General features: G+C 67.7%; 23 protein-coding genes and 1 tRNA gene. 12 read left to right on the top strand and 12 right to left on the bottom strand.

Going from position 1 to position 25,375, the window contains the following annotated elements; all coding sequences use genetic code 11:
• Positions 1–97: 97 nt before the first annotated feature.
• Positions 98–628, bottom strand: a complete 531-nt coding sequence (locus ABAZ39_RS35605) for a hypothetical protein (RefSeq protein ID WP_144243544.1) — start codon at positions 626–628, stop codon at positions 98–100.
• A gap of 261 nt (positions 629–889) precedes the next feature.
• Between ABAZ39_RS35605 and ABAZ39_RS13245 the strand changes: the two genes are divergently transcribed.
• From ABAZ39_RS13245 to ABAZ39_RS37500, 4 genes are all read left to right on the top strand, one after another.
• Complete coding sequence (locus ABAZ39_RS13245; protein WP_038530012.1) at positions 890–1,636, top strand: creatininase family protein; 747 nt, start codon at positions 890–892, stop codon at positions 1,634–1,636.
• Between the two features lie 88 nt (positions 1,637–1,724).
• Positions 1,725–3,236, top strand: coding sequence for an ABC transporter substrate-binding protein (locus ABAZ39_RS13240; RefSeq protein WP_038530010.1), 1,512 nt, complete (start codon positions 1,725–1,727; stop codon positions 3,234–3,236).
• A 40-nt stretch (positions 3,237–3,276) separates the two neighbouring features.
• Positions 3,277–4,224 (top strand): ABC transporter permease, encoded by a 948-nt coding sequence (locus tag ABAZ39_RS13235; RefSeq protein ID WP_038530008.1) that lies wholly within the window; start codon positions 3,277–3,279, stop codon positions 4,222–4,224.
• 23 nt (positions 4,225–4,247) lie between these two features.
• Positions 4,248–5,081: an ABC transporter permease gene (locus ABAZ39_RS37500; RefSeq protein WP_247887726.1), complete on the top strand. Its 834-nt coding sequence runs from the start codon at positions 4,248–4,250 to the stop codon at positions 5,079–5,081.
• A 206-nt stretch (positions 5,082–5,287) separates the two neighbouring features.
• Here the strand turns inward: ABAZ39_RS37500 and gpt are convergent, their stop codons facing one another.
• Positions 5,288–5,788, bottom strand: coding sequence for a xanthine phosphoribosyltransferase (gpt, locus tag ABAZ39_RS13225; RefSeq protein ID WP_038530002.1), 501 nt, complete (start codon positions 5,786–5,788; stop codon positions 5,288–5,290).
• Between the two features lie 170 nt (positions 5,789–5,958).
• Here gpt and ABAZ39_RS13220 point away from each other — a divergent pair.
• Positions 5,959–6,035: transfer RNA gene (locus tag ABAZ39_RS13220), tRNA-Arg, on the top strand.
• 77 nt (positions 6,036–6,112) lie between these two features.
• On the opposite strand, the gene ABAZ39_RS13215 is transcribed toward ABAZ39_RS13220, so the two are convergent.
• The gene (locus tag ABAZ39_RS13215; RefSeq protein ID WP_038529999.1) at positions 6,113–6,292 is read right to left on the bottom strand and encodes a hypothetical protein; all 180 of its coding nucleotides are present in this window, start codon (positions 6,290–6,292) and stop codon (positions 6,113–6,115) included.
• A gap of 673 nt (positions 6,293–6,965) precedes the next feature.
• On the opposite strand from ABAZ39_RS13215, the gene ABAZ39_RS13210 reads away from it, so the two are divergent.
• A complete protein-coding gene (locus ABAZ39_RS13210; protein WP_051658019.1) occupies positions 6,966–7,517 on the top strand; it encodes a YgjV family protein in 552 nt (183 codons plus the stop codon).
• A 58-nt stretch (positions 7,518–7,575) separates the two neighbouring features.
• Here ABAZ39_RS13210 and ABAZ39_RS13205 read toward each other — a convergent pair whose 3' ends face one another.
• Complete coding sequence (locus ABAZ39_RS13205; RefSeq protein WP_014239055.1) at positions 7,576–8,091, bottom strand: YciE/YciF ferroxidase family protein; 516 nt, start codon at positions 8,089–8,091, stop codon at positions 7,576–7,578.
• 189 nt (positions 8,092–8,280) lie between these two features.
• Here ABAZ39_RS13205 and ABAZ39_RS13200 point away from each other — a divergent pair, with 189 nt between their 5' ends.
• Entirely contained in the window at positions 8,281–8,748 is a 468-nt protein-coding gene (locus ABAZ39_RS13200; RefSeq protein ID WP_038529996.1) for a PA2169 family four-helix-bundle protein, read from the top strand.
• A gap of 24 nt (positions 8,749–8,772) precedes the next feature.
• On the opposite strand, the gene ABAZ39_RS13195 is transcribed toward ABAZ39_RS13200, so the two are convergent.
• The 5 genes from ABAZ39_RS13195 to ABAZ39_RS13175 all read right to left on the bottom strand — a co-directional run bounded on the left by ABAZ39_RS13195 (position 8,773) and on the right by ABAZ39_RS13175 (position 13,107).
• A complete protein-coding gene (locus ABAZ39_RS13195; protein WP_038529993.1) occupies positions 8,773–8,985 on the bottom strand; it encodes a DUF1289 domain-containing protein in 213 nt (70 codons plus the stop codon).
• Positions 8,986–9,084: 99 nt separating this feature from the next.
• Positions 9,085–9,618: a ferritin-like domain-containing protein gene (locus ABAZ39_RS13190; RefSeq protein ID WP_014239058.1), complete on the bottom strand. Its 534-nt coding sequence runs from the start codon at positions 9,616–9,618 to the stop codon at positions 9,085–9,087.
• A complete protein-coding gene (locus ABAZ39_RS13185) occupies positions 9,615–10,457 on the bottom strand; it encodes a 2-oxoacid:ferredoxin oxidoreductase subunit beta (RefSeq protein WP_051658017.1) in 843 nt (280 codons plus the stop codon). The genes ABAZ39_RS13190 and ABAZ39_RS13185 overlap by 4 nt, the downstream gene beginning before the upstream one ends.
• A 20-nt stretch (positions 10,458–10,477) precedes the next feature.
• Complete coding sequence (locus ABAZ39_RS13180) at positions 10,478–12,199, bottom strand: 2-oxoacid:acceptor oxidoreductase subunit alpha (RefSeq protein ID WP_051658016.1); 1,722 nt, start codon at positions 12,197–12,199, stop codon at positions 10,478–10,480.
• A 227-nt stretch (positions 12,200–12,426) separates the two neighbouring features.
• Complete coding sequence (locus ABAZ39_RS13175) at positions 12,427–13,107, bottom strand: sulfite oxidase-like oxidoreductase (RefSeq protein ID WP_051658015.1); 681 nt, start codon at positions 13,105–13,107, stop codon at positions 12,427–12,429.
• Between the two features lie 253 nt (positions 13,108–13,360).
• Between ABAZ39_RS13175 and ABAZ39_RS33020 the strand changes: the two genes are divergently transcribed.
• On the top strand, positions 13,361–15,328 hold the full coding sequence (locus tag ABAZ39_RS33020) for a sensor histidine kinase (protein ID WP_160174826.1): 1,968 nt from the start codon (positions 13,361–13,363) through the stop codon (positions 15,326–15,328).
• Between the two features lie 169 nt (positions 15,329–15,497).
• Here the strand turns inward: ABAZ39_RS33020 and ABAZ39_RS13165 are convergent, their stop codons facing one another.
• Both ABAZ39_RS13165 and aceA read right to left on the bottom strand, forming a co-directional pair.
• The gene (locus ABAZ39_RS13165) at positions 15,498–16,061 is read right to left on the bottom strand and encodes a DJ-1/PfpI family protein (RefSeq protein WP_014239063.1); all 564 of its coding nucleotides are present in this window, start codon (positions 16,059–16,061) and stop codon (positions 15,498–15,500) included.
• Positions 16,062–16,764: 703 nt separating this feature from the next.
• Complete coding sequence (aceA, locus tag ABAZ39_RS13160) at positions 16,765–18,042, bottom strand: isocitrate lyase (RefSeq protein WP_038529990.1); 1,278 nt, start codon at positions 18,040–18,042, stop codon at positions 16,765–16,767.
• A 188-nt stretch (positions 18,043–18,230) separates the two neighbouring features.
• On the opposite strand from aceA, the gene ABAZ39_RS13155 reads away from it, so the two are divergent.
• The 3 genes from ABAZ39_RS13155 (at position 18,231) to ABAZ39_RS13145 (ending at position 22,642) form a co-directional block, all read left to right on the top strand.
• Positions 18,231–19,673 carry a helix-turn-helix domain-containing protein gene (locus tag ABAZ39_RS13155; RefSeq protein ID WP_038529987.1) on the top strand — a complete coding sequence of 481 codons (1,443 nt, stop codon included), beginning with the start codon at positions 18,231–18,233 and terminating at the stop codon, positions 19,671–19,673.
• 182 nt (positions 19,674–19,855) lie between these two features.
• Positions 19,856–20,629, top strand: a complete 774-nt coding sequence (locus ABAZ39_RS13150; RefSeq protein ID WP_038529984.1) for a ferredoxin--NADP reductase — start codon at positions 19,856–19,858, stop codon at positions 20,627–20,629.
• Positions 20,630–20,833: 204 nt separating this feature from the next.
• Entirely contained in the window at positions 20,834–22,642 is a 1,809-nt protein-coding gene (locus ABAZ39_RS13145) for a glycoside hydrolase family 17 protein (protein ID WP_038529981.1), read from the top strand.
• Between the two features lie 121 nt (positions 22,643–22,763).
• On the opposite strand, the gene ABAZ39_RS13140 is transcribed toward ABAZ39_RS13145, so the two are convergent.
• A complete protein-coding gene (locus ABAZ39_RS13140; protein ID WP_014239071.1) occupies positions 22,764–23,474 on the bottom strand; it encodes an orotate phosphoribosyltransferase in 711 nt (236 codons plus the stop codon).
• Between the two features lie 271 nt (positions 23,475–23,745).
• On the opposite strand from ABAZ39_RS13140, the gene ABAZ39_RS13135 reads away from it, so the two are divergent.
• Entirely contained in the window at positions 23,746–25,350 is a 1,605-nt protein-coding gene (locus ABAZ39_RS13135; RefSeq protein WP_038529979.1) for a DUF3369 domain-containing protein, read from the top strand.
• Positions 25,351–25,375 lie beyond the last annotated feature (25 nt).

The raw sequence follows: 25,375 nt of genomic DNA, 5'->3' as shown, positions 1-25,375 counted from the left end.
GAAATGCACGCAAGTGTATGGTCCGCTCGTTTATTTTGCCAGGATAACGCGTTTGGTGAGGCGGAGCCGGCTCCTACGCTTGCGCGCGTCAGCCGGCCTACGTGTCTGTTGCATCCGATTCGATGTGCCAGAGCAGGGCGGGAACGCGGGCCTTCAGAACCCGTCGAATGTCCGCTCCGGAGGCGGTGGTGCCGAAGCTGCTCAATCTCAGAACCCGCCCCGTATAGAAATTGGCGCGGCTTGGCTGGATGAGGTACCGGCTGTCCTTTGAGACTCTCAAAACATACATGGATGGCGCGCGTTTTTCTCCCCAAAGACTACCATGTTCAGCCGATGCGATGTCTTCCCATCGTATGGGGGATACGGTTTGCCCATAAATGAACAAGCCAGTCTCGTCCGCTTTGATAAGTGGCCCCTTGTAGGGCACCGTGGCCAGAACCACCATGAATTCATGGCTTGCTACAACAATCACGGCGATGCCTATCCAGGCACGGACCTGGGTCAAGTCGAACGAGATAATCAAATATAAACCATACGAAGCCAAGCACGCGGCAGCTGCTAATAGGCAAAGTTGCTGGGTTTTTGAGGAGTAGGCGATGAGCGTGTCATCATTCTTTTCGCTTCTCATCAATTGCATACCCATTATAATTTATGATTTTTTTTCAAAAATGCTTTGGCATCAGCATGATAAGAATGGGTTGCATTTTTGCGATTCCGCCGATCGAAAAATGGCAATACCAATCGCTGCGATTTTTCAAGGTATAGAAACTATCGTGAAATTCAACGCGTCCGTTCCGCGCTCCGCAGGAGCGCCGGCAACGGATTTTTGGGAAGCCAACCGATCTGCCCTATCTTTGGCGGAGACCACACCGAACAAGGAACCGGGACCGTGCAGCTTCTTCTCAGCACCTGGGCCGAGGCCGAGGCTTACCTGAAGACCTCCAAGGGCATCATCCTGCCCATCGGCTCCACCGAGCAGCATGGGCCGAACGGCCTGATCGGCACCGACGCCATCTGCGCCGAGGTCGTGGCCCGCGGCGTCGGCGACGCCACCGGGGCCATGGTCGGGCCGACCATCCCGGTCGGCATGGCCGTGCACCACATGGATTTCGCCGGCTCGATGACGCTGAAGCCCTCCACCCTGATCGCCCTGCTGCGCGACTATGTGATGTCGCTGGCCGAGCATGGGTTCGAGCGCTTCTTCTTCGTCAACGGCCATGGCGGCAACGTCGCGTCGGTCCGCGCCGCCTTCTACGAGATCTACGCGGAGAACCGCGCCCTGCGCGGCCGGCAGGCGCCGGAGCTGCGCTGCACCCTGGTCAACTGGTGGGAGAACCAGGAGATCGGCCGCCTGTCGCGGGAGCTGTTCGGCGGCAAGGAGGGCTCCCACGCCACGCCCAGCGAGGTGTCGCTGACCCAGTACGCCTATCCCGAGTCGATCAAGACGGCGGCGATGGACCCGGAGACCGCGTCGCCCGGCGGCTTCTACGACGCCCGCGACTTCCGGCGCCGCCACCCCGACGGGCGCATCGGCTCCGCCCCCGGCCTCGCCTCGCCGGAGCACGGCAAGCGCCTGTTCGACACCGCGGTGGAGGCGATTTCCCGCCAGTACAGCGCCTTCCTGGCGGAGGCGTGAGCGGAAAAGCCTGCCTGCGGTCTTGAACTCGGGCGGGGCTTCACCGCATCATCCCGCGCCGAGACAACGATTGGGGGAAACAGCCGTCATGCCGAACCGCCAGAGGCGCGCCGCGCTCGCCATCACCATGGGAGCGTTCCTCGGGCTGGCCGGCGCGCTGGCCGCCGGTCCGGTCCTCGCGCAGGCGGCCCCCCGTACTGACTTGGTGGTCGGGATGCGGCTGGAACCGCCGCACCTCGACCCCACGGCGGGTGCGGCGGCGGCCATCGACGAGGTGACCTACGCCAACCTGTTCGAGCCGCTGACCCGCATCGACGCCGAAGGCAAGGTGGTGCCGGGCCTCGCCGAGAAGTGGGAGGTGTCGGCGGACGGGCTGACCTACACCTTCCACCTGCGCAAGGGGGCGAAGTTCCACGACGGCACCGACGCCGATTCGGCGGACGTGAAGTTCTCGCTCGACCGCGCGCGCGGCGCCGAGTCGGTCAACGCGCAGAAGGGCTATTTCGCCGCCATCGCCGGTGTCGAGGCGCCGGACGCGCGGACCGTGGTCATCACCCTGTCGCGGCCGGACGGGCTGTTCCTCTTCCACATGGCATCGGGCGACGCCGCCATCGTCGCGCCGGAATCGGCGGGCACCAACAAGCAGACCCCGGTCGGCACCGGCCCCTTCAAGTTCGAGCGCTGGGTGGCCGGCGACCGGGTGGTGCTGGTGCGCAACCCCGACTATGACGGGCCGAAGCCGGCGCTGGAGCGCGTCACCTTCCGTTTCATCAGCGATCCCGCGGCCCAGGTTGCCGCGCTGAAAGCCGGCGACATCGACAGTTTCCCGCAGTTCGACACTTATGAGGCGCTGCCCCAGTTCCGCGACGACGGGGCCTTCACCGTCATGGTCGGCACAACGGAGGGGGAGACGATCCTCGGCACCAACAACGCCCGCAAGCCCTTCGACGACGTGCGGGTGCGCCGGGCCATGGCCCACGCCATCGACCGCAAGACGCTGATCGACGGCGTACTGTTCGGCAACGGGGCGGCCATCGGCAGCCACTTCCCGCCGCACCGCGCCGGCTACGTCGACCTGACCGGCCTCTACCCCTACGACCCGGACAAGGCCAAGGCGCTGCTCGCCGAGGCCGGCCTTCCGGACGGGTTCGAGACGACGCTGCGCCTGCCGCCGCCGATTTACGCCCGCCGCTCCGGCGAGCTGATCGCCGCCATGCTGGCCGAGGTCGGCATCCGCGTGACGATCGAGCCAATGGAATGGGCGCCCTGGCTTGAAAAGGTGTTCAAGGGCAAGGATTACGACCTGACCCTGATCGCCCACACCGAGCCGCTGGACATCGACATCTACGGGCGCCCCGACTACTACTTCAACTACCGCAGCGAGCGCTTCAACGCCGTGGGGGCGGAACTGGACCGCACCCAGGACAGCACCAAGCGCAACGCCCTCTACGGCGAGCAGCAGCGCATCCTGGCCGAGGACGCGGTGAACGGCTTCCTCTTCATGCTGCCCTCGGCCACCGTGCAGAAGTCGGCGGTGCAGGGCATGTGGGTCAACCGCCCGATCCAGGCCAACGACGTGACGGGCGTCCGGTGGAAGTGATCCGGCGCGGCCGGACCGGACCCCGCGGGGGCTGACCCGCGTGCTCGCCTTCCTGGTGCGCCGTCTGCTCACGCTGGCGCTGACGGCGTGGCTGGCCACGCTGGTGGTCTTCGCCGTGCTGGAGGCGATCCCCGGCGACCCCGCCCTGGTGATGCTGGGCACCAGCGCGCAGCCGGAGGCGGTGGCCGCCCTGCGTGCCCAGATGGGGCTCGACCGGCCCTGGCCCGTCCGCTACGCCGGCTGGGTGGGCGGCATGCTGCATGGGGATTTCGGGACCAGCTTGACCTACGCCCGCCCGGTCGCCGGGCTGGTCGCCGACCGGCTGGCCATCACCCTGCCGCTGGCCGGGCTGGCGCTGGTCCTCTCGGCGGGCATCGCCATCCCGCTCGGCCTGTTCGCGGCCGGGCGGCAGGGGCGGGCCGGGGACTGGGCGGTCATGGCCTTCGGGCAGATGGGCATCGCGGTGCCCGGCTTCTGGTTCGCCATCCTGTTGATTTTGCTGTTTTCCGTGCGGCTGGGCTGGTTCTCCGCCGGCGGCTTTCCGGGATGGGAAGCCGGGGCGGGGCCGGCGCTGAAGGCGCTGCTGCTGCCCGCCGTGGCGCTGGCCCTGCCGGAGGCGGCGATCCTGGCGCGCATCACCCGTACGGCGGCGCTCGACACGCTGCGCGAGGAGTATGTGCGCACGGCGGTCGCCAAAGGCCTGCCGCGCCGCGTGGTCCTGCGGCGCCATGTGCTGCCCAACGCGCTGATCCCCGTCGCCACCATCCTCGGCCTGCAATTCTCCTTCCTCGTCGCGGGGGCGGTGGTGGTGGAGAATGTCTTCACCCTGCCGGGGCTGGGCCGCCTGCTCTATCAGGCCATCGGCCAGCACGACCTGATCGTGGTGCAGAGCGTCGTCGTGCTGCTGGCGGTCACGGTGGTGGCGGTCAACGCGCTGGTCGACATCGCCTGCGCCGCCATCGACCCGCGCCCGCGGGTGACGGCATGACGGGGCCCACGAAAATGGGGGGGATGAGACGGCTGAGGCGCCTGCCGGTCAGCCTGCTGCTGGGCGGGCTGCTCACCGCGCTGGTGGTCGGGGCGGCGCTGCTGTCGCTGGTCTGGACGCCCTTCCCGGCGGAGCAGGTGCGGGTGGTCGCCCGGCTGCGCCCGCCGGGGCCGGTCCACTGGCTGGGCACCGACCATTTCGGGCGGGACGTGCTGTCGATGATCCTGGTCGGCGCCCGCAACTCGCTGGCCGTCGGGGCGGCGGCGGTGGCGCTGGGCGCCCTGCTGGGCGTGCCGCTGGGGCTGGCCGCCTCCGCCTGGGGGCGCTGGGGGGACGAGGCGGTGGCCCGGCTGGGCGACCTGCTGTTCGCCTTTCCCGCTGTGCTGACGGCGATCCTGCTGACGGCGGCGCTGGGGGCGGGGGCGGTGAACGTCGTGCTGGCGCTCGGCCTGTTCAACGCCGCGGTCTTTGCGCGGGTGGCGCGCGGGGCGGCGCTGGCCGTCTGGCGGCGGGACTTCGTGCGGGCGGCGCTGGCGCTGGGGCGTGGGCCGCTGTCGGTGACGCTGGTGCATGTGCTGCCCAACATCGCCGGGGTGGTGATCGTCCAGGGGACGGTGCTGTTCGCCGTGGCGGTGCTGAACGAGGCGGCGCTGAGCTATCTCGGCCTTGGCATCCAGCCGCCCTCGCCCTCCTGGGGCAAGATGCTGGGCGACGCGCAGACCTTCCTGTTTACCTCCCCCCTTCAGGCGATCTTTCCGGGGGCGGCCATCGCGGTGACGGTGCTGGGGCTGAACCTGCTGGGCGACGGTCTGCGCGACGCGCTCGACCCGCGCCACCGCTCGGCGGGGTTGCTGTAGACTTGACACAAGACGCTTGGGCTTGTGTCAAGTGGCATGGTGTCCCCTCTCCCCTCTGGGGAGAGGGTTAGGGTGAGGGGGATGCGCGTGGCGGCACGTCCGGCACAAGCGCATGCGCGTGGCGGCACGTCCGGCACAAGCGCAACCCCCTCACCGGCCCTTCGGGCCACCCTCTCCCCAGGGGGGAGAGGGTTGAATGAGGCAGGTCAGGCGCCGCGGTGCTGCTTGGCGATCGGCTGGGAGAATTGCAGCTCGATGTCCCAGGGGAAGTGGATCCAGGTGTCCTGGCTCACCTCGGTGATGAAGGTGTCGACCAGCGGGCGGCCCAGCGGCTTGGCGTAGACGGTGGCGAAATGCGCCTTGGGCAGCATCTTGCGCACGATCACCGCGGTTTTGCCGGTGTCGACGAGGTCGTCGATGATCAGCCAGCCTTCGCCGTCTCCGGCGTTGGCGCCCTCCACGCCCTTCAGGACCGTCGCCTCGCGCTGGTTCTGGTGGTCGTAGCTGGAGACGCAGACGGTGTCGATCATGCGCAGCTCAAGCTCGCGCGCGATGATGGCCGCCGGGACAAGGCCGCCGCGGGTGATGGCGATGATGCCCTTCCAGGGACCCTTGTCGATCAGGCGCCAAGCCAACGCCTTGGCGTTGCGGTGAAGCTCCTCCCACGACACCGGGAAGTGCTTGTTGAACGGAACGGCTTCTGGCACGGCTATGGACTCCGAAAGAAACGTGCGCCGCTTATACCGCAAGCCCCACCGCCGGGCAATCGACCGCGTGAAAAGGCGAAAAAAGGTCTTGCAGCCCGGAATCCTTTTGAGTAAGTTGCGCGCCTCGACGACGGACGGTTACCGCCGCCGCCGGGAAGACAAACAGGAATGCGCCCGTAGCTCAGCTGGATAGAGCACCAGACTACGAATCTGGGGGTCAGGAGTTCGAATCTCTTCGGGCGCGCCATTCCTTCCGGTCTGCACAAGAAAGCCGCCCTTGGGCGGCTTTTCTGCGTTCTGGTGCTTGCCACACTGGCATCCACCTCAGCGGCTTTTCTTTTTCCGTGTCGTGCGCTTCGGCTTGGGCGGTTTGGTCATGGCGTTGAACAGGGCGGTCTGGTTGCGCCGGGCGGCGGCGTTGAACACGCCGCTCCAGAAACCGATCGCCTGACTGGCCGACCGGTTGGCCATGGACAGCCAGATGCTTTGTGGTGTCCCCTTCATGCTTTCCCCTTTTTGAAAGCCCCTGCCGATGAAGCTCGGCCAGGGAGGTAACAGCGCGAGGCGGTCAAACTCCCGCGACGATCGCGCGGCGATGGCGGACCCGCGTCCACGACATGGTCAGGCCGACCCGCTCGGCGCAGCCATAGTGCCAGGGGCGGTTCTCGCTATCGCCAGCCCAATGCGGTTCCCCGGCCCGCAAAGGCTTCCCGCAATGGCAACAGGTGGGTGGCGCGGGAAGACGTGCGGCGTCCCGTTTCGTCAGCTGGGTCATAGGGCATCTCATCCAGAGCGTCTTATTCCAGGAGGCGTCTCAGGCACGGCGTTTCGGGAAGGCACGGCGTCGAGAGCGTGTGAGAGCGTGTGTTTTCTTGGGCGTGTCATCTTGCGGTGCGAAGAATGACCGCCCGGCCGTCCCGGGGAAACGTCGCAAAGGTGAAATGCCCATGGGGTGCCCCCGACCACAGGGGTATGCCCATGGTCAGGCCATAGGTCGCGAGATCGTTGGCATTAAACGCTTTTTGCCCTTATCGCGAATCGCTGCTGCGGGACCGAACGCCCACTCTTGATCACACCCCGATTCACAGCCGGTTAACCATCGGCGCCTAGCGTCCGCCCCCTTCGCCGCGGCCTTTTGCTGCGGCGCAGCATTTTCCGAAGGGTGAAGGCGTTATCCATGGTTTTCCTGTTGCACTACCTGCCGTCCCTGTCGCTGGTCGCGGTGAGCGGGCTTGCCGGTCTGGCGTTGGGCGTCCTGTCCACGCTGCTTCAGGACCGGCGGGCGATCCTGACCGCGCAGGCCGGGGCCGGTGCGCTGTTCGTCGTCCATTTCTTCGCTCTGGGTGCCCATACGGGCATGCTGATGTGCGCGCTCGGCCTCGTGCAGATGGCCGCCGCCTATCCGGAACGGCGGCCGCGCTGGCTGCGCGTCCTGTTCGCCCTGACCGTGCCCGCGGCGCTGGCCGTCGCGGCGGCGACGTGGCAGGGCCCGATGTCCGCGCTGTCGGCGGCGGGCTTCATCCTGGGGACCATCGGGCGCTGGCAGAGCATGGTCGGCCGGATGCGGCTGTTCTTCCTGTCCTCGACGGTGGTCGGGGCCGGCCACAACGTGCTGGCCGGCTCGGCCTTCGGGCTGGCGTCGGACGCGATGACCCTGTCCGGCCATCTGCTCGGCCTGTGGCGCGCCCGCCCGGCGGTTCGCCGGCGGTCGGCGCTGGCTCTGCATTGACGAACGGAAACCGCGCCGGGGACGGTGCCCCCGGCGCGGTTTCGACGCTGCGTTCGGATCAGCGCTTCGCTTCGGCGGTGCCGGCGGTTTCCCGGCGCTCCAGATAGGTCTTGGTGAGCTGCGGCAGGCGCTGTTCCAGCCACGCGGCCATTTCCAGCTCCTCGTCCAGGCTCGGCTGGAGCATGCGGGCGATCTCCGGCTCCCCGGCCTGTTCCGCGGCGGAAATCAGGGCGCGGTAGTTGGCGATCTCGAAATGCTCGAAGGAATAGTCGAAGATCGACGCCTTCACGATCTCGTCGGACGCCACCACACCGGACAGCGACTGGGCGTTGCCGATCAGCATGGCGACGCCGGTCTTGATGGCCGAGGTGTCGGTGCCCAGACGCTGCAGGCACTGCTTCAGCCGGTCGGCCTGCCGGTTCGACACCTCGATGTGCTCCTGCACCTTGGCGAGGACGTCCGGGTAGTTTTTGATGCGCTCCGCCTGCCGCTCCAGCATCTCGACGGCCTGGCTTTCCATGGCGTGGGCGTCGCGCAGCCAGTCGATCAGGGTTTCCTTGGTGGTGTTGGCCACAGGTCCTCTCCCTCGTTGCGTTATCAGACAGTCCATTGGGGATGGACCGACAACAGGCGGAGCAGCGGTTCGTCACCATCGGACGATGCGGCCTGACCAAGCGGAGCACCCTTCGGATGCATCAAGGAACCTTCACCGGGGCGGCAGGTTTTCAAGTGGTTGGGCAGCCTGCCAGGGGAGGAACCGGCCATGTCGGCAAATGAACCGGCCGTGATGGGAAAAGACCAGATCGTCGATACCCTCAACGATCTGATCCGCATCGTCGAGGACAGCCACGAAGCCTATCGTCAGGCCGCGGAAGCCTTGGAGGACGAGGATCTGAAGGCGCTGTTCAACGATCTGGCCGCCCAGCGCGGCGCCATCGTGCGCGAGGTGCAGCGCCTCGTCGCCGAGCAGGGCGGGGCGCCGGACATGGGCGGGACCGTGATGGGCGGCGCGCACCGCTTCTTCCTGGAACTGAAGAACAACGTGTTGGGGCACGACCGCGAGGCGATCCTCGCCGAGGTGCAGCGCGGCGAGGGCGAATGCGTCCGCGCCTACGAGGAGGCCCTGGCCAAGGAGCTTCCCCTGCCGATTACCGCGGTGGCGATCCAGCATCTCGACCGCATTCGCGCCGACCGCGACCGCATGACCCTGCTGCGCGGCGCCGCGGCCTGACGAAAGAAACCGGTTGAGGGACGATCACTCCGCGGCGGCGGCCTGCCGGTTCTCCAGATCGGCCAGCAGGGCGCGCTTCTGCCCGGCATCCATGTGCTTCCAGCCGCGGATTTCCTCCAGCGTGCGCAGGCAGCCGATGCAATAGGCGCGATCGGCGGTCAGCTTGCACACGCTGATGCAGGGGGACGGGACGATGGCGGTGTTGGGGGCAGCGGTATCGGGAGTTCCGTCGGTCATTCCGGGAGCCAAAAAGGAAACGGGACGGCGCTGGGCCGTCCCGTCCTTACCATCCGGTAGCGTCCGGTCTCAATCGTAAAGGCTTTTTGCCTGATCGTTTCAGTCGGAAATGTTGGGCGGGTCGGGATCGTCCGACCAGTCGTCCTTCGGGGCCGGGTAGCGCTCCAGCCATTTGCGGACCAGGGCGACGTGGCCGGCCTCCTCCTCCGCGAACTCGCGGGCGAGGCGGGCGACCTCCGGGTCCTTCGTCTCGGCGGCGACCGAGGCGTAGTAGTTGTTGCCCTGGTGCTCGCTCAGCAGCGCCATCTTCAGCGCGTGGTGCGGCTTCATCAGGTAATGGGCGTTCTCGAAGGCCGCGGCCTCCGGGGACTCGGTGGTGGCGTCCCACTGGAACTCCCAGGGGGCAACCTTGGGCAGCGCGCCGAACTCCCGGGCGATCTGCTTCACCTCTTCGGCGTGTTTGGCCGAGTAGGTGGACAGATCGCGGAACAGCTTGGCGACCTCCACATTGTTGTGGGCCTCCATGCTGTCGGCCAGCTCGGTGTAGCGCTCCGCCGCCTCGATCTCCAGGGCCAGCGCGTGGGCAAGGAACAGACCGACGTTGGCGGCCCCGTTCAGCACTTTCGTCTTCATACCGCGAACCCCTCTTCGATCTGGGCGATGCTGCGGGTGGCCGCCGATTCCGGCTGGAACGGACGGCGGTTGCCGGCGAGGAAGATGCCGAGGCCGAACCCGTCGTCCTCCAGGACGGCGCGCATCGCCTCGTTCGGGTCGTCCGTCGGCTCGCGGCCGTAGGGATGGACCGTGCTCTTCCAGTTGCGCTGCTCGGGACGGAAGGTGACGCAGGGGGACAGGATGTGGATGACCGAGAAGCCGGGGTGCCGCACGCCTTCCACGATCAGGCGCGCGACCTCGTTCGGGTTGTTGGAGAAGCCGCGGGCGACGAAGTTGGCGCCGCAGGCCAGCGCCAGGGCGACCGGCTGGATCGGGTTGACGCCCGGCCCTTCCGGGGTCAGCTTCGACTCGCACCAGTCGGCCTCGGTGGTCGGCGAGGCCTGGCCCTTGGTCATGCCGTAGACCTGGTTGTCCATGACGATGTAGGTCATGTCGACGTTGCGGCGGCAGGCGTGCAGGAAGTGGTTGCCGCCGATCGAGAAGCCGTCGCCGTCGCCGCCGAAGATCAGCACGTTCAGCTCGGGCCGGGCCAGCTTCACGCCGGACGCCACGGCCAGGGAGCGGCCGTGCACCGTGTGGTAGCCGTAGACGCTGGTGTAGGCGGGGATGCGCGACGAGCAGCCGATGCCCGACACCACGACGGTGTCCTTGCGCTCCAGCCCCATGGTCGCCATGGCGCGGGTGATGCCGGCCAGCACGGAATAGTCGCCGCAGCCGGGGCACCAGATGGGCTTCACGTCGGACTTGTAGTCGCCGGGCAGCGGGCCCACGACATCGTCGGTCAGATGGGTATCCATGGATTTCGTGCTCCGGCCGGTCAGATCAGGGAAAGAAGCGTCTCGTGCACCTCGCGGGCGCGGATCGGCAGCGGGCCGGGGCGGCTGAACACCGACACCGCGCCCGGCAGGTCGTAATGCCCACGCAGGAACTTGTGGAACTGGGCGCCGTGCGTCTGCTCGACGACCAGGACCTTGGAGACGCCGTCCAGCGCCGCGGCCAGCTTGGCCGGCTGGACCGGGGAGATCAGGCGGATGGCGACCAGCCGGGCCTTGGTGCCGGCGGCCTCCAGTCGGCGCACCGCCTCGCGCGACGGGCCGGTGGCGGAGCCCCAGGTGACGACAGCGATCTCACCCTCGCCCTCGATGTCGGCCCAGGCGTCGCCGTAGTCGTAGCTGGTCAGCTTGCGCAGGCGCTTGTCGAGCTGCTTCTGGTGGTCGGACGCCTGCGAGGAGGGCAGGGCGTTCTCCGCATGCTCCAAGCCGTCGGCGGTGTGCTCGCCGCCCGGCATGCCAGGGATGGCGGCGGGGGAGACGCCCGATTCGGTGTCGGCGTAACGCTTGTACTTCGCTTCGCCGCCGAGATCGGTCGCCAGCAGGCGGTTGGCCTTGTGGGGGGCATCGGCCGGCTTGTCGACGATGGCGCGGGACTGGCCCATCGCCTGATCGGACAGCACGATGGCCGGGGTCTGCAGGGCCTCGGCCAGGTGCACCGCCCACTGGGTGGTGAACAGGCAGTCGCCGATGGAGGTCGGGCCGACCACCAGATGCGGGGCGTCGCCGTGCAGGCCGTAGACGGCGATGTTCAGGTCGGACTGTTCGGACTTGGTCGGGATGCCGGTGGACGGGCCGCCGCGCTGCACGTCGACGATCACCACCGGGGTTTCGGAGGCCACGCCCAGGCCGATGCATTCGGTCATCAGCGACAGGCCGGGGCCGGCGGTCGCAGTGATCGACGGCACGCCGCTGAAGGAGGCGCCCAGGCACATGGCGATGGAGGCCAGCTCATCCTCCGCCTGGACCAGCTTGCCGCCGGTCTTGGCGAGGTTGGGGGCCAGCCATTCCAGGATCTCGGTCGCCGGCGTGATCGGGTAGGCGGCGCAGAACTTCACCCCGCCCTTCAAGGCACCCAGCCCGGCGGCCTCGTTGCCGGAGATGTTCCAGCGGGTGGCGCCCTCCTTGTTGGGGGCGGCCAGCTCCAGGCCGAGGTTCCAGCCGGCGGCCTCCTTGGACCCGGCGTCGATGCCGGCGTTGGACGCCTGGATGGCGGCGTCGCCCTTCTTGCCCAGCGCCTTCTGGATCACCGCGTCGATGCCGGCGCGCGGCAGGCCGATGATCGCCGCGACGGCGCCCAGCCCCACCATGTTGACGCGCCCGCCGGGGATGCGCCCGGCCAGTTCCTTGATCGGCAGCTCGACCTGTTTGGCGCCGCTGGCGGCCAGGACCGCGGGCACCTCGCCCTGGCTGGGGTCGGTGATGATGACGCTCTTCTCCGACAGGGGAAGCTCGGCCGCGAAGCGCTCCACATTCTGCCAGTCGAAGGCGATGATGATGTCGAAACGGTCCCCCGGACCGTGAACGGGTGTGGGCGACAGGCGAACGAGGGCGGCGGCTTCTCCGCCACGGATCTGCGGGCCGGTGGACCGCGACATCAATCCGTACCATCCCACGTTGGCGGCGGCATCCAGCAGCATCTGTCCGGCGGTCATCGCGCCGGCGCCACCGCTGCCCACCAGGGCAATCGTGACCGAGTCCACTGTCATTGGTTAATCCCTTGCGTCCGAATGTGAGTCGCCCGACGCCCGTACGGCTACGTCAGCATTGCGGAACAGGGGAATGATCTGGCGCAAATCAGACGAAAGACGTCACGATTTTGCGAAGTCACGTCATGGAATGGTCCGACCAAGTCTTGACTGGTGAACGGCCATCCCTTGGCACCGACTGTTGCCGGGATTGTTTCTGGACCGGAATGGCGGGCGTAGTCGCACAGCTACTCGCTGTAGCGTTCTTCCCGCCAGGGGTCGGCGTCATTGTGATAACCGCGGACCTCCCAATAGCCGCGGCGATCCTCCGCCAGGAACTCGATTCGCTTCACCCACTTGGCGCTTTTCCAGAAATAGAGCTTCGGCACGACGACTCGGACGGGGCCGCCATGGTCGCGGCTGATCGGCTGGCCTTCCCAGCCGGTGGCGAGCAGCGCGTCCTCCGCCGCGAAGGCCTCCAACGGCAGGTTGGTGGTGTAGCCGTCCGAGGAGTGGCAGAGGACGAAGCGCGCCTCCGGCCGCGGCTGGACGACCGACAGCAGGTGCCGCGTGGACACGCCCTCCCACCGGTTGTCGTAGCGTGACCATGTGGTGACGCAGTGGATGTCGGAGACGACGCGCTCCCGCGGTTGGGCCTGAAGGTCCGCCCAGCTCCAGGTGACGGGGGTGTCGACCAGCCCGTCTACCGCCAGGGTCCAGTTCGCCTCGCTCACCCGCGGCACGATGCCGAGATCGAGCACCGGCCAGGTCTCCACCAGGCGCTGGCCCGGCGGCAGGCGGTCGCGCGCCGGGTCGGCGGTCTCCCCGGTCAGGCCCCGGCCCTCCCGCGCCCATTGCTCCTTGGTGGCGATCAGCTTGTCGCGGATCCGGCCGTCCTGCGGGCCATCTTGAGGAGTCTCGTCGGCCATGGCGGTCCTCACGAAGGGGTGGATCGGCAGCGATGTCTCTGGTGAGCGGTACGGATTTATGCATGGATGGGGGCCGGTGTCAGCGCCGATCCCGCGGTTTCTTGCGGTGCGAAAGGCTGATCCGCTACCCTTCCGTCCCATTTTCCACGGTTTGGCCGGAAATAGACGGTTCGGACGGTTGCCCTGCCCCTGTTCACGCCCTGCCTTGCTCTGATAGCATGTCCGCTATGCATGACCTGCCATGTTGCCGCCCATGACCACCGCCCTGCCCGTCGCCCCGCACACTGATGCGGCGCCCTCCGGGCTGGGACGGACCCTGCTGGAGAAGGACGAGCTGGACATGGCCCCGGAGGACGCCGCGGGATTGCAATGGCTGGACGCGCTCGCCACGCCGCTGTGGCTGCTCCGTCCCGATGGGCTGACCGTGTGGCTGAACGGCGCCGCCCGCGCGCTGATCGGCCTGGAGCACGACGCGCCCGCCGCCGCCGTCCGGGTCAGCCTGTCCAGCCGGTTCCCCGCCGCGTTGGAGCAGGCCGCCGCGGGGCGGACGGTGGACGCGCGGGCGACCGTCCACGCCCCCCTGACCCTGCCGCTGGAGGTGGACCTCCGGCTGGTTCCGGCGCCGCGCCCGAGCGGGCTGATCCTGGCCGAAGCCCCCGCCGACAGCGGCGCCCGGCAGGAGATGATGCGGCTGAACGAGCAGCTCATCGCGCTGTCCTACGCCTATCCCGACATCCGCTTCGAACTGCTGCGCGACGGCACCATCCTCGACTTCGCCGCCGCCAGCCCCGGCGACCTGAACGTCCCCGCCGAGCGTTTCCTGGCGCACCGCGTGCAGGAGGTGCTGCCCGATCCCGCCGCCGGGATGCTGGCCGCGGCGCTCGGCCGGCTGAACGAAGGCCAAACGGTCATCGGCCTGGACTTCTCCCTGCCGCCGCCTTCCGGATCGGCGGGGGACACCAAATTCTTCGAGGCGCGGCTGGTCGCCCTGCCCGACAGCGACCGCGTGATGTGCAGCATCCGCAACGTCACGGAGCGGGTGGAGGCGGAAAGCGCGGCCCGGCGCGCCCATCACCTGCTCTCCGACGCCATCGAATGCATCACCGAGGGCTTCGTGCTGTACGACGCCCAGGACCGGCTGGTGCTGTGCAACGGGCGCTATCGGGAGCTGTTTTCCGCCAACACCGACCTCATCACGCCGGGGGCCAGCTTCGAGGAGGTGTTGCGCGGCGGGGTGGAGCGGGGCGTCTATCGGGTGCCGGACGGCGACCTGGAGGGCTGGGTCGAGCGGCGCATCGAGCAGCACCGCGGCGCCGGCCCGCCCATGGAAATGGAGCTTCACGACGGGCGCTGGATCCGCATCGAGGAATGGCGGACCTACGAGGGCGGCACCGTCGGCATCCGCGCCGACATCACCGACCTCAAGGCCCGCGAGGCCGAGCTGAGCGCCGCCCGCGACGAGGCCGAGCAGGCCAACCAGCGCAAATCCGACTATGTCCACCATCTGAGCCACGAGCTGCGCACGCCGCTGAACGCCGTGCTCGGCTTCGCCCAGATCATCCATGACGAGATGATGGGGCCGAACAACCCGCGCTACCGCGAATATGCCGGGCAGATCGCGGCGGCCGGCGTCTACATGCTGGACCTCATCAACAACCTGCTCGACCTCGCGCGGATCGAGGCGGGGCGGATGGACCTGCACGAGGAGGCCTGCAACCTGTCCCTGCTGGTCGATCTGACCTTCGGCATGATGCAGCCGCGGGCGTGCGAGGCGGCGGTCGCGCTGTGCATGGAAATCCCCGACGATCTGCCCAGCCTGCATGGCGACGCCTCGCAGATCCGGCAGATGCTGACCAACCTGATCGGCAACGCCATCAAGTTCTCGCCGCCCAAGGACGGGTGCGTGCGGGTGCGCGCGGAGCTGACGGAGGACGGCGGCATCGCGCTGACCGTCGCCGACAACGGCATCGGCATGCGCCCCGAACAAATTCCGGTGGCGCTGGACGCCTTCGGGCAGGTGCATGGCCGCAACCAGGGGCATAGCAACCAGGGCCGCGACCGGGCGACGGAGCGCGGCTCCGGCCTGGGGCTGCCGCTGACCCGCGCGCTGATCGCGCTGCACGGCGGCACCTTCCACATCGACAGCCGGCTCGGGGCCGGAACGACCGTGCGCCTGACCTTCCCGCCCTGCCGGGTCGGTGGGGGCATGCAACGGCCCTGAAGGCCGGACACGACACACGCTGAAAGGCGCGCCTTAAAACGCGCGCCTTAAAACGCGCAACGGCCGCGCGCGCTGGAGGCGCGGCGGCCGTGGACTCACAAGACGAAACCCGCAGGAAAGACGGGCGGCCTGTCGAGGCGCGCTGGCTCGGCCTTAAGCTGGCTTGGCCTTAGGCGGCCTTGCGGACGGCGGCAGCCTCGGAGAAGACCTTGACGACCTGCTCGACAAAGGCGGCCAGCTCGTCATGGCCCAGCGCCGTAATGGTCACGTTGTCCACCACCAGGGCCTCGTCGCTGATCTTGCCGCCGGCGGCTTCCAGCTCGGCGCGGACGGCCTCCGGAGCGGTCAGCGTGCGGCCCTTCAGTTTGCCCGGGATGGCCAGGAGCTGGATGCCCTGGTCGATCGCGGCGATCGGCTTGCCGGCGTCCAGGAAGTGGCCGACGATGCGGCGGGTGTGGGCGCTCTGCTGGAGCTTGGTGACGCTGCGCTCGCCACCCGGCAGCAGCAGCATGTCATAGTCGGCACCCAGAACCTCGCCGACCTGCTTGTCCACCGGGAAGTAATGGCCCCAGGACTTGCCGTGCCAGCCGTTCACCAGACCCTGCTCGGGGGAAATCGTACGAAGAGTAGCGCCGGTCTTGAGGAGAGCCCGTTGCGGCTCCGTCATCTCCAGTTCCTCAAAGCCGTTGGCGACGAGAATGGCAATGCTCTTTCCTGCGAGGGGTTGATCCATACTGTCTTGTCCTTTCATCGTTCAACCAGTGTGTGCGGGCCATCGCCGAGGAATGCGCCGTCGAGGAAAAGAAACGGCGCACGCCGCGCAAAGATTTGCGCGGCGATGGAACCCGCAGCCGGCCCTCGTCAGATGAGGTCCGGCGGGGGGGCGGTCACGCCCCTGATCGGTTTGTGGTGAGCATGGAACACAAGTGGCGGCAACGAGGTCCCAAGTCAATGGCTTATTCCGCACTGCAACGCAGCTTCCCCACCGTCGGGCAGGGCAACCGGCACGGCAATTTCGCGGTCGCGCTCAAGACTTAATCACGATTTTCCGATTGTGGCGGTTGGGATGGCGCAGGTCAGCCATGCCGTCATGGCGCGGCTGTGACAACGAATGGTCGTGAGGAAAACGGGTGGGCGCAAAAAGAAGCGGCCGGGGGCGGACCCCCGGCCGTTTGAAGTCAATAGCGTCAGCCGTTCGAAGAGATCCGGCTCGCACACCGGATCGGGAACCACCGGTCACCAGGGCGGCGGGCCGAAGCCAACCGTCCGAGGGATCGGCGCAAACCGGTCATACGGCCCGAGCCGGGGAGGCTGCCGCGATGGGCGGCCGTATGACCCTTTCACACTTTGCGGGGGCAAAGTGCTGTCTCGTTCAAGGCGGGCGCGTCCGGCGAATGGAACCGGGCGCGCCCTGCCTTTGGTTCAAGGGAGGCGGATCAATGGAACTGATCGGCCTCGGTGGAGTCCTTGTAGGCGGTGGTGGAGGACTGGCCGCCCGAGATCGCCGTGGCGACCGCGTCGAAGTAGCCGGTGCCGACCTCGCGCTGGTGCTTGGTCGCGGTGTAGCCCTCGGCCTCCGCCGCGAATTCCGCCTCCTGCAGCTCCGAGTAGGCGGCCATGCCGCGCGCCGCGTAGCCCTTGGCCAGCTTGAAGGCCGAGTAGTTCAGGCTGTGGAAGCCGGCCAGCGTCACGAACTGGAACTTGTAGCCCATGGCGCCGATCTCGCGCTGGAACTTGGCGATGTCCGCCTCGTCCAGGTTGGCCTTCCAGTTGAAGCTCGGCGAGCAGTTGTAGGCCAACAGCTTGTTCGGGAACTCCTTGCGGATCGCCTCGGCGAAGCGCTTGGCCTCCTCCAGGTTCGGGCGGGAGGTCTCCCACCACAGCAGGTCGGAGTAGGGGGCGTAGGACAGGCCGCGGGCGATGCAGTGGTCGACACCCGTGCCCTTCTTCAGGCGGAAGAAGCCTTCCGAGGTGCGGCCGGCGTCGAAGTCGATGAAGGGATGGTCGCGCTCGTCAACGTCGGAGGTGATGAGCTGCGCGGACTCCGCGTCGGTGCGGCAGAGCACGATGGTCGAGGTGCCCATGGTGTCGGCGGCCAGACGGGCGGCGTTCAGCGTGCGGATGTGCTGCTGCGTGGGGATCAGCACCTTGCCGCCGAGATGGCCGCACTTCTTCTCCGACGCGAGCTGGTCCTCGAAGTGGACGCCCGAGGCGCCGGCCTTGATCATCGCCTTCATCAGCTCGAAGACGTTCAGCGGACCGCCGAAGCCGGCCTCGGCATCCGCGATGATCGGCGCGAACCAGTAGGTGTCGCCCTTGCCCTCGGCGGTCTGGATCTCGTCGGCGCGCTTGAAGGTGTTGTTGATGCGCTCGACCACCGCCGGCACCGAGTTGGCCGGGTACAGGCTCTGGTCCGGGTACATCTGGCCGGCCAGGTTGGCGTCGCCGGCGACCTGCCAGCCCGACAGGTAGATGGCCTTCAGGCCGGCCTTCACCGCCTGCATCGCTTGGTTGCCGGTCAGGGCGCCCAGCGTGTTGATGTACGGCTCGGTGTTCAGCAGTTCCCACAGGCGCTGGGCGCCCAGTTCCGCCAGCGTGTACTCGATCTTGACCGAGCCGCTGAGGCGCTTCACGTCGTCCTGGGTGTAATCGCGCTTGATGCCTTCGAAGCGCGCGGCGCGGAGAGCGGCCTTGGTCTTTTCATCGAGCGACATGGTCGTTTTCCTTCTTTTCGTCACCGTTGCGCTGCTTTTGAGCGCTGCCCTGACAAAACAACTAAAACGGCCTTCGCTGCCTTGCAACATGCCCTTGTTTGTAAAAGGGTCTGTTTGTAAACTGCCGTCAGAAAAGTTCTGTAAATCAGTAAATATTGTAAATCAGCTCAGCTGGAGTTCGGGTGGTCATGGACAAGAAGGCGATGCTGGGTCCGAAGGTGCGTCGGCTGCGCCGCGACCACGGGCTGACCCAGGCCCAGATGGCCGAGCAGCTGGGCATCTCCCCCAGCTACCTGAACCTGATCGAACACAACCAGCGCCCGGTCACCGTGCCGCTGCTGCTGAAGCTGGGCCAGAATTTCGGGGTGGATCTGCAGAGCTTCGCGGAGGATGAGGAAAGCCGTCTCGTCGCCGGCCTGCGCGAGGTCTTCGCCGACCCGCTGTTCGACGGCTCCGACATCAAGAACCAGGACTTTCGCGAACTGGCGGCCGTCGCCCCGACGCTGGGGCAGGCGGTGGTGGCGCTCTACCGCGCCTTCCGCACCAGCCGCGACGACCTGCAGACCCTGTCGGAACGGGTGGCCGACCGCGAGAAGCTGCATCTGGTCCAGACCTCCTCCTTCCCGCAGGACGAGGTGCGCGACCTGTTCCAAGCCCATTCCAACCATTTCGCCGAGCTTGAGGCGGCGGCGGAGGAGCTGTGGCAGGAGGGCCGGCTGGAGAAGGGCGACCTCTACCGGGGTCTGACCGACTATCTGCTGAACAACCACAGCGTCCGCGTCCGGCTGCTGCCTTCCGACATCATGGGCTATGCGGTGCGCCGGTTCGACCGGCATGGGCGGCGCATCCTGCTGTCGGAGATGCTGGCGCCGTCCGGGCGCAACTTCCAGCTCGCCTGCCAGATCGCCCTGCTGCGCCATCGCGACCTGCTGAACCAGATCGTCGAGTCGTCCGGTCTGACGGGGGACGAGGCGCGGCGCTTGGCCCGCATCGGTCTCGCCAACTATTTCGCGGCGGCGGTGGTGATGCCCTACGCCCGCTTCTGGGAGGCGGCCAATCAGGTTCGATACGACATCGAAATATTACGGCGCCGGTTCGATGCCTCGTTCGAGCAGGTCTGCCAGCGGCTGACCACGCTGCAGCGGCCGGGGGCGAAGGGCGTTCCCTTCTTCCTGATGCGGGTGGACAGCGCCGGCAACGTGTCCAAGCGCTTTTCCGGCGCCGGCTTCCATCTGGCGCGCTTCGGCGGCGGCTGCGCCCGCTGGATCGTCTACGAGGCCTTCCGCACGCCGGGAAAGATTCACAGCCAGCTGGCCCAGATGCCCGACGGCACCACCTACTTCTCCATCGCCCGCACGGTGGTGAAGGCCGGCGGCGGCTTCCGCAGCCCGCCGCAGCAATTCGCCATCGCGCTGGGCTGCGATCTCCAGCACGCGGCGCAGATCACCTATGCGGACGGTGTGGATCTCGAAAACACCGAGGCGGCGACGCCCATCGGTGTGAATTGCCGGCTCTGCCCGCGGCTGGACTGTTCGCAGCGCGCCTTCCCGCCGCTGAACCATCGCCTGATTGTCGATGAGAATCTGCGCGGTTTGTCGCCTTATCTCTTCGCCCCGCCGGCGGGAGAGTAAGGCCGTTTATTTTGCGATATCGTCTTGTGATAACCGAAAAGCCACAACAAAATTGTTGGTATAAATTAGTGGTCTGTTGACGAATTTGTTGTTAAAGAGATGTGCTGCAATGCGGCACGGCTTGGCTTCTGAAACGACACCGGCCACAGCATGCCGGTCACCGAAACGGACCTGCGGATTCCATGAGCAATCTGATTCATGAGCGCGTCCTGCGCGTTCACCACTGGACGGACACGCTGTTCAGCTTCACCACCACGCGCGATCCCTCGTTCCGTTTCGATCCCGGACAGTTCACCATGATCGGCCTGGAGGTGAACGGCCGGCCGCTGCTGCGCGCGTACAGCCTGGTCAGCGCCAGCTACGAGGAGACGCTGGAGTTCTTCTCGATCAAGGTGCAGGACGGCCCGCTGACCTCGCGCCTCCAGCATCTCAAGGAAGGCGACACGCTGCTGGTCAACCGCAAGGCGACGGGCACGCTGGTCACCGACAACCTGCTGCCGGGCCGCAACCTGTACCTGCTCAGCACCGGCACGGGCCTCGCCCCGTTCCTCAGCATCATCAAGGACCCGGAGATGTACGCCCGGTTCGACAAGGTGATCCTGACCCACACGACGCGTACGGTGGGCGAGCTGGCGTACGGCGACATCATCAACAGCGTCCTGCCGGAGAACGAGTTCTTCGGCGAGGATGTGAAGCAGAAGCTGATCTATTACCCGACCGTGACGCGCGAGCCGTTCCGCAACCAGGGCCGCATCACCGACCTGATCCGCAACGGCAAGCTGTTCGCGGACGTCGGGCTGGCCCCCTTCGACCGCGAGGTCGACCGCGTGATGATCTGCGGCAGCCCGGCCATGCTGGACGAGACCAGCGGCATCATGAATGAGCTGGGCTTCTCCATGGGCCACAACGGCGAACCCGGTCATTACGTGATCGAAAAGGCTTTTGTGGAACGCTGAGCGGAATTGCTGGAATAAAGCGGGCCGTGGTTCGTTGATGGGACGTGACGATGGCACGTCATCAACTCCAGCCGGCCCGCCTGGGCCGGGTTGGTCCTTGACGGGCGCGTCTCCCTCGCGGGGGCGCGCCCGTTTTCCTTCTGGAACTGACCTGGTTCGCCAGACCGTTTTGCCGATCCCGCATTTGGTGTAGACATCCCCTCCATGCGCCTCATCACGATCCTCGCCGTGCTGCTCGTGGCCGGCCTCGCGAATTTTGCCGTCTGGTCGCTGCCGAACCAGCCGGTGCCGCTCGACCCGCCGCCCGGAGGGAAGCTGAAAAGCGTGTCCTTCGCGCCCTTCCGCGACGGCCAGAGCCCGCTGACGCAAAAATTCCCCAGCACCGCGCAGATCGACGAGGATCTGGCGGCCCTCGCCCCGCAGGTGGCGGGGGTGCGCACCTACACCTCGCTGGAAGGGCTGGAGGTGGTGCCGGAACTGGCCCGCCGTCACGGCATGCAGGTCACCATGGGGGCGTGGCTGTCGTCGCGGCTGGACAAGAACGAGAAGGAGGTCGCCTCCCTCATCGACCTCGCCAACCGCTACCCGGACGTCATCACCCGCGTGATCGTCGGCAACGAGGTGCTGCTGCGCCGCGAGCTGACGCCGGAGCAGGTGGCCGGCTACATCGACCGCGTGAAGGCGGCGGTGAAGCAGCCGGTGTCCTACGCCGACGTCTGGGAGTGGTGGCTGAAGTACCCGCAGATCGCCGATCACGTCGATTACCTGACCATCCATCTGCTGCCCTACTGGGAGGACGTGCCGACCGACGTGGCCGGCGCCATGGAGCGCATCCGCGGCAGCTACCGCACCATCGCCCAGCGCTTCCCCGGCAAGCCGATCCTGGTCGGTGAGACCGGCTGGCCGACCGAGGGCCGGTCGCGCGGCGCCGCGGTCACCGGGCTGGTCAACAAGGCCAAGTTCGTCAACGGCTTCGTCCGCCTCGCCGAGCAGGAGGGCTTCGACTATAACGTGATCGAGGCCTTCGACCAGGGCTGGAAGGCCAAGCTGGAGGGCACGGTGGGCGGCCACTGGGGCCTTTACACCGCCGACCGTCAGGCGAAGTTCGCCCTGGCCGGGCCGGTGGTGGAGAATCGCCAATGGCCGATGCTGTTCGGCGTCTCCTCCGGCCTCGCGCTGCTTCTGGTCGTCGGGCTGACCCTGCGCGGCCGTCCGCTGACCGCCGGGGCCTTCGCCGCCCTAGCCTTCCTGGCGCAGGCGCTGTCCACACTCTATGTCCACGCCGTCTGGGGCGCGCTGCACGGCAAGCACTACCCGCAGGACGTGGCGCTGTCGGTCGTCATGCTGGCGGCGACAGGTGTGCTGTCGATGGCCGTCCTGCTGGCCGCCCGGCGGGCGCTGGGCAGCGGCGGTCTGGCGCTGGAGCCGCTGGCCCCGCTGCGTGGCCGTCCGGCGCTGTCGCGGCTGGAGACGGTGGGCAAGGCCGCCGCCGTGGTTCTCGCCCTGCTGGGGATCGTCTGGAGCGTCCTGATCGTCTTCGACGGGCGCTACCGCGACTTCCCCAACTGGTATTTCGCCCTGCCGGCGCTCGGCCTGCTGGCGCTCGGCGCCATGCGCGCCACGCGGCGTCCGGAGGGCACGGGGGCGCTGGCCGCCTGGGGCATCGGCGGGCTGTTCCGCCCCGCCGTCCCGGTGGCCGATCTGCCGGCGAATGGCCTGTGCGGCGCTGTCCGCCGTCTGCCGCTGGAGTCGGCGCTGGCCGTCCTGTTGCTGCTCGGCGCGCTGCTGACCGTGCTGGCGGAAGGCGTGGTGCCGATGGAGTCGCTGATCTACGGGCAGCTTCCCTTCACGGAGGCCCTGCACGAGGTGGTGTGGACCAGCCCGAACTGGGAAGCGCTGTCCTGGGCCGGGCTTCAGCTTCTGCTGGCGGTGCCCTACGCCGCCGCCGTCCTGGCCGCCCGTTGCGGCGGGACCGCCTTCATTATTCCCTCTCCCCTCCGGGGAGAGGGGTAGGGTGAGGGGGTTGCGCTTTTGCCGAACGCAGCGACACGCCAACCCCCCTCACCGGCCCTCCGGGCCACCCTCTCCCCGGAGGGGAGAGGGTTATATTTAGGGAGAGGGGCCCCGCCCCGCCTCAGGCCGCCTTTTCGCTTTTCCGGCCTTTCTGGTGCTCTGCGGTCCAGCGCCGCGGGTCCTGCAGGAAGGCGTGGATTTCGCCCTGTGCCTGCCCGTCCAGGTAATGGCCGCGGTTCGCCACCTCCAGCACGTCCCACCAGGTCGCCAGCGCGTGCATCGTGATGCCCAGTGGGGCCAGATGCTCCTGGATCTCGTCGAAGATCCCGTACTGGAACAGCACGAACAGGTCGCGCACGTCGCAGCCCGCCTCCTTCAGCGGCTGGGCGAAGCGGGCCTTGCGGTGGCCGTCGGCGGCGATCTGCTCGACGAGAAGCACGCGCCAGCCCGGCTCCACCCGCCCTTCGATGCGGTGCTTGTAGCCCTGCAGGCCCTCCGGCGCCTCCTTGCGCACGAAGACGAGGGGCAACTCCAGCCGGTCGGCGATCAGCGCGGCCCAGGGCACGCCGGCCCCCTCGGCGGCGGCGATGGCGTCCAGTTCGCCGTCGCCGATCTCCTGCCCGATCATCCGCAGCGCGAAATCGAGCACCTCGTCGCGCACCGCGGGATAGGAGAGCAGCCGCCGCCCCTCCAGATGGACCGGGCTGACCAGCCCCGAACCGTGGTTGCACAAATGCTCCGGGTCGTACCGGACGCAGCCGGTCTCGATCAGATGGCGGGCCACGCTGGCGGCCCCTTCGCGCAATTCGATGTCCCAAGCGTCCGGTATCATGGCCTGCCCCCGTCGTTCTCGCGTTGTTTTCAGCCTCACGCCTTTCTACCTATGATCACCCGTTCGGGGCGGGCCGCAACCCCTCCACTCGCGTCGGAGTAGGCGCTTTGGCGGTAGCCGCAACGGGGAAGGACAAAGCGTCGCAGCCTCCCAGCGACTGCAGTCCTGTGCGCGGACGCGCCAGATCGGTTGACACGAACCGCGACAAGCGTTGAAAAAGAGAATCGAATTGTAGCCATGCAGCTTTGGCAGAGCGGGGCGGGGAGCGGCGATGTCGGACATCCAGGGCTGGAGCCAGGACGATGACGACGATCTGTTGTTCGCCGACGAGGACGCTCCGGACCGGTTGTCCGCGACCTCCGGCCCCGCCGTGGCCCCCTGGAAGCTGCTGATCGTCGACGACGATCCGGAGGTGCACGCGATCACCCGCGTGGTGCTGAACGACGTGACCTTCGACGGGCGGCGCCTGCAGTTCCTGTCCGCCCATTCGGGGGTCGAGGCGCGGGTGATCCTGAACGACCATCCCGACATCGCCGCCGTCCTGCTGGACGTGGTGATGGAAACGGAGGACGCCGGCCTGCGGCTGGTCCATCACATCCGCGAGGTGCTGGGCAACCGGCGGGTCCGCATCATCCTGCGCACCGGCCAGCCCGGCCAGGCGCCGGAACGGCAGGTGATCGTCAGCTACGACATCAACGACTACAAGGCCAAGAGCGAGCTGACCGCGCAGAAGCTGTTCACCGCCACGGTGGCCGCCTTGCGGTCCTACCAGCACATCGACGCCATCGAACGCAACCGGCAAGGCTTGGAGACGATCGTCGACGCCGCCGGCACCCTGTTTGAGCAGCGCTCCATGGACCGCTTCGCCGTTGGCGTGGTGGAACGGGTCGCCGCCCTGCTGCCGCGGGCGACCGGCGCCTTCCTGTGCGCGGTGCCGCACGGCCTGAATCCGGAAGGCCGGACCGGGGAGGCGGAGGTGCTGTGCGGGACCGGCGTTTTCGCCGGGGCGGCGGGCCGGCCGGTCAGTGCCGTGCTGCCCGAGGCGGCCTGCGCCGACATCGCCGTCGCCCTGGCCCGGGGCCGCAGCCTGCACGGCGACGACCACAGCGTCGCGCTGTTCCAGACCCAGAGTCCCGGCCCCGGCGCGCTGTTCATCGGCGGGCACGGCGGCCTGCCGGAGGTGGAACGGCGGCTGCTGGAGATCTTCTGCTCCCGGATGTCGGTCGGGTTCGACAACGTGTCGCTGTACGAACAGCTCCGCCTCGCGCAGATCGCCACGGTGCACGCCCTCGGCAAGCTGGCCGAATACAAGGACGAGGTCACCGGGGAGCATGTCCGGCGCATCGGCCGCTGGGCCACCGCCATCGCAAGGGAGCTTCAGGCGCGGGGTGCCTGCGGCGGTGACGCCGATGACCGCTTCTGCGAGCTGATCGGGCTGGCCAGCATGCTGCACGACGTCGGCAAGGTCGCCATCCCCGACCGGATCCTGCGCAAGCCCGGCAAGCTGGACCCCGAGGAGATGGTCCAGATGCGCGAACACGCCGCCATCGGCGGGCGCATCCTGCGCGACGCCTCCGGCCCGGTCGGCGGGCGCAGCTACCTGTCGATGGGGGCGGAGATCGCCGAGAGCCACCACGAGAAGTTCGACGGCACCGGCTATCCCCACGGGCTGGCCGGCGACGCCATCCCGCTGTCGGGCCGCATCGTGGCGGTCGCCGACGTCTACGACGCCCTGCTGCACCGCCGCCCCTACAAGGAGGCGTGGGAGATGGCGGCGGTGGTGGATCTGATCCGCGCCGAGGCGGGCCGGCATTTCGACCCGCGCGTCGTCGACGCCTTCGTCGCGGTCCTGGAGCGCGGCGGGCCGGAGGCGTAGATCAGCCCCCGGCCGCACCGTTCCT

The organism is Azospirillum argentinense (assembly GCF_000632475.1).
In the GTDB taxonomy this organism is placed as follows: Bacteria; Pseudomonadota; Alphaproteobacteria; order Azospirillales; family Azospirillaceae; genus Azospirillum; species Azospirillum baldaniorum.
Note: the sequence above shows the minus strand (reverse complement) of the source record. Positions and strands in the feature narration are given on the sequence as shown.